We start from the raw sequence: 11333 nt of genomic DNA on the forward strand, positions 1-11333 counted from the left end.
CCTTTCTTATCATTCTTGTTATCAGGAGCCAGCTGGCATGCGGGGGATGCTGGCAAGCAGACTTTGCGTGTAGGGATGCTTTGGAGCGCGCAGGATATCGTTGGTCAACCCCGCTTCGACGATGCGGCCCTTATCAAGCACGACGATCTGATCGCAAAGCGCTGCGACAACGCCCATGTCATGGGAAACGAAGACCATCGTCATTGCTTCGGAGATTTCCTCGAACAGATCTACCACGCGGATGCGGGTGGAGAGATCGAGCGCGCTCACGGCCTCGTCAGCCAAAACCAGATCTGGGCGCGCAACGATGGCCCGTGCAATGGCGATACGCTGGCGCTGGCCCCCGGAAAACTGGTGCGGATAGCGTTCAAGGCTGTCTGGTGCCAGGCCGACGGCCGTGATGGCTTTTGTTGCCATCTGTCGATGATCGCCGGGAATCTTGAGCGCGCGAAGAGGCTCCGTGATGATGCGCAGAATGCGATGGGAAGGATCAAGCGAAGAGTAGGGGTCTTGAAACACCGCCTGCACCCGTTTGCGATAGCTACGCATGTAGCCTGAACTGCGAGCCTCCAACGGCGCACCATCAAATAGAATGCGGCCCTTCTGCGGGCTATCAAGGCCAAGCAGAAGGCGCAACAGGGTTGATTTGCCCGATCCGCTTTCTCCCACCAGTCCAACATTGGCCCCGCGCGGGACTGTGAAGGATATGTCCTCCAGCACTGGTTTTCCGGAGCGGTAGGAAAAGCCTACATTTTCAACACTGAGCAACGTCATGAACGACCCTCCAGAGCGGCATCGAAGCGGTGGGCCGCATCGACCAGAGTTTGGGTGTAGGAATCCTTGGGTGCCGTCAGAACATCAGCCGCCAGGCCGCTTTCTACGCATGCGCCATTGCGCATGACCATGACACGCTCTACCATCTGCCCAACGACGGCAAGATCGTGGCTGATGAACATCAGGGCAATGCCCAACTCGTCGACCAGAGAGGTCAACAGCTTGATGATCTGGTCCTGCGTGGTCACATCGAGGGCTGTGGTCGGCTCATCGGCGATCAGCAGCTTGGGGCGGCAGGCAAGAGCCATGGCAATCGCCACACGCTGGCGCTGGCCACCGGAGACTTCATGCGGATAGGCTCGCACAAGCCGCTCCGGATCGGGAAGGCGCACCTGATCGATCAGATCTCGCATATGCCTGTTGACCTCGGCGCGTCCGCTGGGTTTGCCTTCACGACGCAAACGACGGCGCAAGGGCAGGGCAATCTGCTTGCCTAATGGCATCAGCGGATCAAGGGCTGTCAGTGGCTCCTGAAAAACGGTTGCGACGGCATCGCCGCGCAGGCTGTCGAGCTGTTTGCCTGGCGCGCCGACAATCTCTTGCCCGTCCAGAATAATCCGCCCGCTGGGTTTGATGGATGGTGGCAAAAGTCCGGATACTGCCAGCGACGTCAGCGATTTGCCCGACCCGCTTTCGCCAATCAGGCCAAACCGTTCGCCGGGGGCGATGGTAAAGGACAAGTTCTTGACCAGCCCCTTGTCGGCGGTTGAAAGGGAAAGATTTTGTACTGAGAGAAGATCTTGCGTCATACCTGCCTCCGGGATGCATCGAGACGATCACGCAGACCGTCGGTCAGTAGATTGACACCAATCACAAGCGCAAAGATGGCAAGGCCGGGCAGGATTGCTCCCCAAGGCGCAGTATAGACCGTGCCTTGCGCTTCTTGCAGCATGCGACCCCAGGAGGCGTTGGGCGGTGGTGCCCCGAGCCCCAGATAGGAGAGCGACGCTTCCGCCATGACGGCAAGGCCGAATTGCAGCGCAAGATTGACCCCAAGGAAGGGCAGAATATTGGGCAAAATGTGCCAGAAGACGATCGACGGCCAAGATGAGCCGGAAACACGGGCTGCCGTGATATAATCCTGAGACAGCACCTGCTTGGTTAGAAGGCGCGTAATCCGTCCGACAATAGGCGACAGGCCGATACCAAGCGCCAGAATGGCTGTTCCAAGCGAGGCTTCATCGCTTGCCGCCACCACCAGCATGGCGGTCAGAAGTGTCGGGAAAGCGATCAGGATATCGAAAAAGGCAGCAAGGGCGTCGTCGAGAAACCGCGTAGCAAAAGCGGCAAGAATGCCCGTGGTAACACCAATCGCAGCGCCAATGGCAACGGCGCTACAGCCGACAATCAAGGCGATCTGTGCACCGATCATCAATTGGGTGAACAGATCGCGGCCAAGACGATCAGAGCCAGCCCAATGCTGCCAGCTCGGCGCCTCCAGCCGACCCGCTACCATGTCGGATAGGTCATAAGGGGTCCAGACAAGGGAAAGAAGGCCGGTGAGGGTGATGGTGCCCACGAGAAGAAGCCCCAGCCAGAAGGTGGCGTTGGTGCCCGAGAAGCGGGTGAGAATTGACTTGGAAGCAGACATCAGCGGGCCTCCTGACGCAAACGCGGGTCAAGCAGGCGCTGCAGGATGTCAGCCAAAAATCCGGTGAGCAGAACCAGCAAGGTCGAGACAATCAGCACACCCTGAATATTGGGGTAATCGCGTTGCTGGATACCCAGCAGCAACATGGATCCCATGCCCGGAAGGGAGAAAACCTGCTCGACCACCACGGCACCAAGGAAGGTGGTAGAAAGCTCGATACCGAGGACCGAAACAACCGGCACGGCCGCATTGCGTAGCCCATGGCGAATAAAGGCCTCAGGGAAGCTTTCGCCGAGCGCTCGCGCCGTGCGCAGGAAGTCCGACCCAAGCACCTTCAGTGTCGTGGCGCGGACATAGCGCATCAGGGACGCGGACATAATGAGCGCAATGGTCAATACCGGTAGCACCATGGATTCGATGGCGCGACCCGGGTCAGCGTAGCCGCGCAAGGGAAAACCGCCCGAAGGCAACCAGCGCAGATTGAGGGCGAAGGCATAGACCATCAGAATACCGAGCCAGAAAACCGGCACAGCTATGCCGATCTGCGAAATGATTGAGAGAACGAGCCCATACCAGCGGTTGGCCTTGACCGCCGCAAAGACACCCAATGGAACGGCGATCAGCAGCGCAAGAAAGAAGGCAGACAGCGCCAGCGGCAGGGTGACGCTGAGGCGGCGCGTAATTTCATCCAAGACGGAAGAGCGCGACACGAAGGAGGTTCCGAGATCAAAATGGATGAGATCCCCCAGATAGGTGAGGAACTGCATGCCCAGCGGCTGGTCCGACCCGATTTGCGCTTGTGCGGCAGCAATCTGCTCAGGCGTCGCCCCGACTCCGAGCAGGGCGTTGGCGGGATCCCCCGGCAACAGCCTTAACAGAATAAACAGAACGACCGAGGCGACGAACAGGGACAGAAGCAGGATCACCAGCCGCCGAATGAGATATTTTAGCATGATCGGATGCGTATCCTCGCAAGGAAGAGAGAGTTTACAGAATGAGTCGGGCACGCCCCGAGACCCGGAGATGATATCCCGTGGTCGCAGGGCGTGCCCTTTGTGTATAGCCAGTCCTTGACAGAGAGGCGAACCCGTTTTGGAACACACGCCCCTCGCCAAGTTTTTATTGCAATGGCCTTCGCCAGGGTTTGTCGCGATTAGTCGACTTTCTTGATGTCGGCCGCAAAGAACTGGGAGTTCAACCCGTTGAGCGGATAGCCGCTGACATTGGACGTGGAAACCACGATCTGCGGATAAAGATAGAGCCACATGCTGGCTGCGTCTTCTGCGATGATCCGGTTGGCTTCAGTCAGCATCTTTGTCTGTTCGTCGATGCTTTTGGCGCTCTCGGAGCCAGAGATCAGTTTGGTCACTTCCGGATTGTTATAGCCCCAATAAAAATCAGGGTTGCCATAGAAGACGATGTCGCGATGGTTGACATGCTCCTGCAGAGTCGCCTCAAAATCGTGGGACTTGTAGATCTTGGTGTACCATTCGTTGGCGGTGATGATGTTGATCTTCACATCCACATTGATCTTGGCCAGTTCATTCTGAAGGAATTGGGCGACCACGGGATGCGGGTCATAGTCTGGTGTATCCAGCGTGAAGGAGAAGCCATCGGCATAGCCTGCTTCAGCCAGCAGCGCTTTGGCGCTTTCCGGATCATAGGCATTCACGTCGTTGAGATCGACATACCATGGATCGGTTGGCGGCACGAAAGAGCCAATCAAAGTGCCATAATCGCCCCAGATTGCTTGAAGCAATTTTTCCTTGTTGACGGCACGCGACAGCGCCGAACGCACTTTCGCATCGTTGAACGGTTCGATGCGATCATTGTAGGCCAGAAGTTCCTTCGTGGTGGAAGCGCCTTCCGACACGGTGAAATCAGGATTGTCGACAAACAACGACAGGGCATCAGGGCTCTGGATGGAGGTGATGATATCAACCGCACCGGTCAGCAGGGCGTTATTCTGTGCCGTTGCATCGGTGAAATACTGGAACATTACGCCGCCATTGGTTGGCTTGTCGCCCCAATAGCCATCAAACGGAACCAGAGCCAGAGCGGAGCCGCGACGCCATTCCTGAAGCTGGTAAGGACCAGTGCCGTCTTCGGAATTGCTGATGTCGGTCGCCGCATCATTGACGATCCAGACATAGGACAGATTGTAGGGCAGCGAGATGGAAGGCTTCTCAAGCGTGATCACGACCGTCTTGTCATCTGGCGTTTCGATGCTGGCGATGTTGCTCAGGCTCTTCTTGCGCGAGCTGGAGGAGGTCTCCGCCGTGACGCGCTCGATCGAGTTTTTGACGTCGGTTGCCGTCAAAGGATCGCCCGAATGGAAGGTGACGCCATCCTTCAGGGTGAAGCTATAGGAAAGACCGTCATCACTGATCTCATAGCTCTCTACCAGCTTGGGCTTAACGTCCCCGCCATCGGTAAGCACGAAAAGGCCTTCATAGACATTGCCGTTGAAGGCTTCGTTGATGCCCTGTCCGGCGCCTCCGGTATTGTCCAGATTTTGCGGCTCATACAGGGAGCCGATATTGACGACTGCATCGGGAGTATAATCCTGAGCCAGACCGGCGGCAGGTGTCAGTGTCAGCGCAGAGGCCGTCAGCAGGGCTGCAAATGCAGCACGCCCGGATAGGTGCAATGCGCTGGAAAGTTTCGGCAAAGAGAACATGAAAGAACTCCCCCTTGTTTTGATTAATTCGCACTCTTATCGCAACCGGTGCTGGTGCGTGTGTTTAAGTTGGAGGCGCATTGAAGCAAAATGTCGTCAGGATTTCAATGCCAGTGCAGTCTAAGGGGCACGCGCTCATTCGGGCGATGGAAACCTGATTTTGACGAGGAGAGAATGGCTCAGATGTCGATGCTAACGAATCGGGATCTGGGGCAACAAATTTTTACAATCAGCCCCGAAATTGGATTTGAAATTTCGGTAGATGAAATGCCAATCAGGATCGTCGTCCCCTTTTCATTTTGTCATGGTCAGCAAAGAACGGTGCTTACCTGTACCGAAGCTCTGAAAAGAAGCGCGCTTCCGCTTTCATCTTGCAAGGTCTATGCGTTGGCCGTAAATCCACGAGAGTGCGGCGTTTCGAGCAGTTTGAGGGTTTCTTCGCTGCTGGCTGGTGTACCCAGATAATATCCCTGACCGCGACTACAGCCAAGCTCTATCAGGGCTGCGAGCTGATTGCTGGTCTCGACACCCTCGGCGGTGGTCTCCATGCCAAGGGAAGAGCCGAGCGCCAGCATGCTCTTGACGATTGTCATGCGCTTTTCATCGGTCTGGAAACTGTCGATGAAGCTGCGGTCGATCTTGATTTTGTTGAAATCGAGATGGGAGAGCTGAGACAGGTTGGAATAACCGGTTCCGAAATCATCCAGAGAGATGCGGATGCCCAATTGGTGCATCTGATAAATGATCTCGGTGGCCGTATCCAGCTCGTTGATCAGGGCCGTTTCGGTGATCTCCAGCTCAAGGCGATGGGGTGGAAAGTCCACCTCATTGAGTAGCTTGAGGATGCGCAGCCCAAGATGCGGATCGGAGAGCTGCAGCGGAGAAATATTGAAAGACAGCGAAACGGTATCGGGCCACTTTTGGGCATCAAGGCATGCCACCCGCAGCAAATGATCCGAGAGTTCGGTGATAACGCCGATTTCTTCGGCAATCCGGATGAATTCTGTCGGAGGGACAAAGCCATGCCCCTTGCGATTCCAGCGGGCCAGCGCTTCAAAGCCGGAGATTTCGCCTGTCTCAAGGTCAACCAGAGGCTGGTAGAAGGGCTTGATTTCATTGTTGGCGATCGCGTTGAGTAGATCTTTTTCCAGCTGCGCCCGTTCCATATTGGTAATAAGCATCTCCGGCTCGAAGCGGGCAACGCGCTTGGTCCGGGACCGTTTGGCTGAATACATGGCCAGATCGGCAAAATGGATGGCATCGGAAAGTGTGTCTGCATCTTCTCCAAGAATGCTCAACCCAACGCTGACGCCGACAATCTGGGTCGTCCCGTCGACTTCGATAGGGCGCACCAGTTGCCGTGCAATCTCGTCGGCAAAGACTACAGGGTCAGTGTTTGATGGAATATTTGTGAAGGCCAGAAACTCGTCACCACCAAGGCGGAACGCCAGTTCAACGCCTTTGGCGTTCATGATGCGTTCGGAGATTTCCTTAAGAACAGTATCTCCAGCCTTATGCCCCAAAAGATCGTTTGCTTTCTTGAAATCATTCAAATCCAGCGACAAAAGACCGAAGCGTTTGAACTTGGCCGTATAAGCCTCGCAGCAATTGTCATCCATCAACTTCTGCAAATAGCGCCTGTTGGGCAACCGAGTGAGACTGTCATGCTTGGAGAGCCACTCCAGGTCATCTTCTGCACGGATCCTGCGTTTGATTTCCTTGTTTTTCTGCAATTGGTATCGCAGCATGTAGAACAGGCCTGCATTGCCGAAACAGAGAATGGCCCAGACAAGCTCATCTACCTCATAGGATTCATGGGATCTTGAATAGGAATTAAACACTTCAAACACATCATATGAGGCCCCGACCAGCCAGAACATCGCGGCAATTGACATAACGATGCCTAGCTCTAGATATTTTTTCCCGAAGGCCACGACTGACATGTGGGCTCATGCTCCTGAGGCAGAATTGCTTTTTATTTCTTCTAAAATCGCACAAGATCGTAGAGAATTTCTTAATCGCACTTGTTATTTTTTACGATTGATGCCGTCAGGTGTTCCGGGTTTTCTAAAGTTTAGCGATGCAAAACAGATAGTTGTGGGATCCCCTAGGTCTTAAGAAGGGGGCGAGAGCTGGGAGCAATAGAGGACGAAGCGCGAGCTTGAGAGTCATTATGCAATATCACGGGAAGCCTCAGGTTGCATATTATGCTATTCGTATGCAAAATGCGGGGCTGTCATGACATGACAAACGCGCAAGTGGTTCCTTCCCGAAAGATCCCTCACATATGCGACGCGATAGCCATTGGGCCATGATTTAGGACACTGACAGGTGCCTCAGGAGAGACATGCTCACATTTATCAGACAAAATAGTCGGTGGCTCAGCGCAGGCCTCTTGCTCACTTTCGCTTCCTCTTTCGGCCAGACCTGGTTTATTTCGCTTTTCGCTACGGAAATAAAACTGGAATTTGGCTTGAGCGATGGCGCGTGGGGCTCTCTTTATACCGCTGCGACCCTCAGTTCTGCTTTGCTGATGTTCTGGCTGGGCTCTCTGGCCGACAAGATCGCTCTGTCTCGTCTAGCGCCTGCCATCACGCTCATTTTTGCCATTGCTGCTCTGGGCTTCAGCTTTTCCAGCTCGGTGGTCATGCTCGGAATCTTTCTCTTTTTATTGCGCTTTTGCGGGCAGGGGATGTTTGGCCACCTTGCCATGACAGCCATGGGGCGCTGGTTTGATGCTTCGCGCGGACGAGCCGTTTCGATCGCCATGCTGGGGCACCCCTTGGGAGAAGTGATTGTTCCGCTGGTAGCCGTGTTTGCCATCGCAACCATTGGCTGGAACCTGACTTGGGTTACCGTATCAATGATCCTCATTTTGATTGTGGCTCCTGCCGTATGGTTCCTTTCTCTTGATGATCGCTCTCCGGTTGGCCAAAAGGCAGAGCAGACCCTGACCAAGGGCCTTGGCGGACGCCATTGGACGAGAAGCGATGCGGCGCGGCACTGGCTTTTGCCCGCTCTGATTCCGATGTTGCTGACACCTGGTTTCATCGCAACCGTGATGTTCTTCCACCAGACCCATATTGCCAACGTCAAGGGATGGTCGCTGATGGAGATGGCGCCGGGTTATTCCTTCTTTGCCTCGGCAACCGTTGCCTCCACCTTTCTCATGGGCTGGGCGTCTGATCGCTTCGGTGCGGAGCGCCTGCTCCCGGTCATTCTGATTCCCATGGGGTTTGGAGTGCTGCTGATAACCGTCGGCGAGCCGGTATGGAGTTGGTACGCCGTTTTGGCACTGTGCGGTGTTACTCAGGGGCTGTCGGGTGCCTTCTGGGGCGTGTTCCTGCCGGTGGCTTATGGGACGCGCTATCTTGGTGCCATTCGCGCCTTGACGACCACTGTCATGGTCTTCTCGACCGCAATCGGGCCGGGCATTACCGGTCTCTTCATCGATGCTGGTGTGTTCTTTCCCACGCAGAGCATTTTTATGAGCATCTGGTGCTTTATCTTCTCGCTGATCAGTTTCATCATCGCGCGGCGTTTGAAGCGGGAAAACTGATGTCTGGCTAATGCCTGACTGGTGTCTGGCGCTGTAAAGAGCGAGAGACGCGCCCGGATTGCGTCACTGTGACCGCAAGAGCGTGTTCTGGTCGATCATGTGGTTCTGATTGATCAAGGTCGCCGCGCCGCCCAGAATGCGGGCCTTGCGCCCCACATGCCCGGCATCTATCTCCGGCATCGTGACGCCCTGCAAATCGATGATGTCCATCTGGTGCCGAAATTCATCGACCAGACGCTGGCGGATTTCTGCCGGAAAGGCGCCGTCAATCACCACGCCCTCAAAGTCGATCACGGCAAGGGCCGAGACGGTTGCATGCGCCAGATTGCGAGCGGCACGGTGTATCCAGTTCGAGACATAGGGCTCCAGTGTGCTCCAGTCTGTGGCTTCGTCATAGATATCCAGCGGTTCGCGATTGTCTGCCTTCAGCCAATGTTCTAGCACCACCAGAGAGGCGTGGTCGACCAACCGGTCACCCTCCTTTCCCGGTACGCGCATGGGACCAAAGCCGCCTGCATTGCCCTTGCGGCCGGCAAAGACGCTGCCATTGAGTACGACGCCGCCACCCACGAAGGTGCCGATGAAAAAATAGATCCAGTCCTGCAATGTGCTGCGTGAGCCGAAGACGAGTTCTGCGCGACAGGCCGCTGTTGCATCATTTTCAAATACGATGGTCCATGGCACGAGCTCTTGCAGTGCTTCGACAAGAGAGAAATCACGCCAGGCACTCATCACCTCGGAAGGGGCGTCAAACTCACTCGTCCAGCTCCAGAGCTCGAATGGCATGGCGAGGCCCATCCCTGCAATAGAGCCGCGGGTCTGCTTGGCCGCCCGGAGCAGAGGGGTCAGGTTGTCTTTGAAAAATGTCAGCGCTCCTTCCGGCGTTGGATAAGGGATGATAAGGCGCTTGGACGCTTTGACCTGACCGAGGAAATCGATGACGGCAAGTTCCATACTCCGGCGCCCGACGGCAAAGGCCACATAGTGGCGGACCTCCGGATCAAGACGCATCGGCGTTGATGGCTGACCGATCCGACCCCGGATTGGTTCATCGCGTAATAGGAACCCGTCCTCTTCCAGCGTACGGAAAATCGTAGAAATGGCATTGGGGGAAAGGCCGGTCGCACGGGTGGCATCGGCCTTGGTGACAGCACCCTGTTCCCGGATCAATTGCAGCACCAGACGCTCATTATAGCTTCTGATCGCGACCTGATTGGAGCCTTTCTGAAAGCTGCGCTGGAGCGTGTCGGGATTGTTCTTGTTCATATTATCGACTTTCAAACGAGCGCTTCTGATCAGGCCGGATGCCATGATTGCTGTTCCGCCATACTAGAAATCCCCCCTATTGTCTGCAAGCGCAAATGCGCGTCAATGCGCCCATTGTCTTATTAATTCATTAGGAAGTATTTATTGACAAGCCTTTCGGAACAGGGGTACGAAAGAGCATGACGGCGGTTTGGCCGTCGGGAGGAAGCTTCGAGACGACATTTCAAAATATGAGCCGATTGTGCCCATTCGAGGCTTTTTGCCCATGGAGGAGACTTCTGCTGGCCGGGTTGGGGGACCTTGCCCGAGAGAGCAGAAGATTGAGGCAATAGAACCTGGAGTTCACTTATGAAATATCTCACTACACTGGCAACTGCCGCGCTCATGACAGCTGGCATGTCCGTCGCTGCGTCTGCTGCAGACACCTCTGTCTGTCTGATCACCAAGGACGCAACCAATCCATTCTTTGTGAAAATGAAAGAAGGCGCCCAGGCCAAAGCTGACGAACTTGGTGTCGAGCTGCGCAGCTTTGCGGGCAAGTATGACGGGGACCACGAAACGCAGGTATCTGCCATTGAAACATGCATTGCAGCAGGCGCTGGGGGCATCTTGCTGGTGGCAACCGATTCCAAGGCCATCACCGGTCAGGTGAAAAAGGCCCGCGATGCTGGTCTGGTGGTGATTGCTCTGGACACACCGCTTGATCCGATGGACGCTGCCGACATGACCTTCGCCACGGATAACTTCCTGGCTGGTGAACTGATCGGTAAATGGGCCGCAAAAACCGTGGACGATCCTGCCAACGCTAAAATCGGCCTCATCAACATCAACGTAACGCAGCCATCCGTTGGCGTATTGCGCAATCAGGGCTTCCTCACCGGCTTCGGTATCGATATCGGCGACAAGAGCAAATGGGGTGACGAAACCGACAGCCGCATCGTCGGTCAGGAAATCGGCAACGGCAACGCAGAAGGTGGCCGCAAGGGCATGGAAAACCTGCTCGCTATCAACCCTGATATCAATGTGGTCTACACCATCAACGAACCAACCGCAGCCGGTGCCTATGAAGCTCTGAAAGCCTTTGGTAAACAGGATGACGCCGTGATCGTATCCGTCGATGGCGGCTGCCCGGGTGTGGCCAATGTGGAAGCAGGTGTGATTGGAGCAACCGCTCAGCAATATCCGCTTGATATGGCAGGCAAAGGGGTTGAAGCCATCGTTAAAGCCGTGGAAACCGGCGAAATGCCAGCCGCAACCGAAGGCAAGGACTTCTTTGATACGGGCGTTGGCCTTGTAACCGATAAACCGGTTGAAGGGCTCGAACAGCTGACCGTTGAAGAAGGCAAGAATCTTTGCTGGGGCTAATGCCTCTTTGAAAGATCTAATCGCGGGGCGCCCGGTTG

Annotated in this window: 9 protein-coding genes; 2 read left to right on the plus strand and 7 right to left on the minus strand. The window is 55.4% G+C overall.

The features are described 5' to 3' along the window. Nucleotides 1-21 precede the first annotated feature (21 nt). From BM258_RS03635 to BM258_RS03660, 6 genes are all read right to left on the minus strand, one after another. Nucleotides 22-774: an ABC transporter ATP-binding protein gene (locus BM258_RS03635; RefSeq protein WP_090069032.1), complete on the minus strand. Its 753-nt coding sequence runs from the start codon at nt 772-774 to the stop codon at nt 22-24. After that, nucleotides 771-1583, minus strand: coding sequence for an ATP-binding cassette domain-containing protein (locus BM258_RS03640; RefSeq protein WP_090069035.1), 813 nt, complete (start codon nt 1581-1583; stop codon nt 771-773). Before BM258_RS03640 ends, BM258_RS03635 begins: the two co-directional genes overlap by 4 nt. Then, a complete protein-coding gene (locus BM258_RS03645; RefSeq protein ID WP_090069038.1) occupies nt 1580-2425 on the minus strand; it encodes an ABC transporter permease in 846 nt (281 codons plus the stop codon). Before BM258_RS03645 ends, BM258_RS03640 begins: the two co-directional genes overlap by 4 nt. Continuing rightward, the gene (locus BM258_RS03650; protein ID WP_090069041.1) at nt 2425-3378 is read right to left on the minus strand and encodes an ABC transporter permease; all 954 of its coding nucleotides are present in this window, start codon (nt 3376-3378) and stop codon (nt 2425-2427) included. The genes BM258_RS03645 and BM258_RS03650 overlap by 1 nt, the downstream gene beginning before the upstream one ends. Before the next feature lie 200 nt (nt 3379-3578). Beyond that, the gene (locus BM258_RS03655; protein WP_090069043.1) at nt 3579-5105 is read right to left on the minus strand and encodes an ABC transporter substrate-binding protein; all 1527 of its coding nucleotides are present in this window, start codon (nt 5103-5105) and stop codon (nt 3579-3581) included. A 380-nt stretch (nt 5106-5485) separates the two neighbouring features. After that, on the minus strand, nt 5486-7048 hold the full coding sequence (locus tag BM258_RS03660) for a putative bifunctional diguanylate cyclase/phosphodiesterase (protein WP_090069045.1): 1563 nt from the start codon (nt 7046-7048) through the stop codon (nt 5486-5488). 404 nt (nt 7049-7452) lie between these two features. On the opposite strand from BM258_RS03660, the gene BM258_RS03665 reads away from it, so the two are divergent. After that, entirely contained in the window at nt 7453-8664 is a 1212-nt protein-coding gene (locus tag BM258_RS03665) for an MFS transporter (protein ID WP_090069048.1), read from the plus strand. A gap of 63 nt (nt 8665-8727) precedes the next feature. On the opposite strand, the gene BM258_RS03670 is transcribed toward BM258_RS03665, so the two are convergent. Further along, a complete protein-coding gene (locus tag BM258_RS03670) occupies nt 8728-9975 on the minus strand; it encodes an ROK family transcriptional regulator (RefSeq protein WP_090069050.1) in 1248 nt (415 codons plus the stop codon). A gap of 303 nt (nt 9976-10278) precedes the next feature. Here BM258_RS03670 and BM258_RS03675 point away from each other — a divergent pair, with 303 nt between their 5' ends. Further along, on the plus strand, nt 10279-11295 hold the full coding sequence (locus BM258_RS03675) for a substrate-binding domain-containing protein (RefSeq protein WP_090069053.1): 1017 nt from the start codon (nt 10279-10281) through the stop codon (nt 11293-11295). Nucleotides 11296-11333 lie beyond the last annotated feature (38 nt).

This window comes from Cohaesibacter marisflavi, assembly GCF_900115225.1.
GTDB lineage: Bacteria > Pseudomonadota > Alphaproteobacteria > Rhizobiales > Cohaesibacteraceae > Cohaesibacter > Cohaesibacter marisflavi.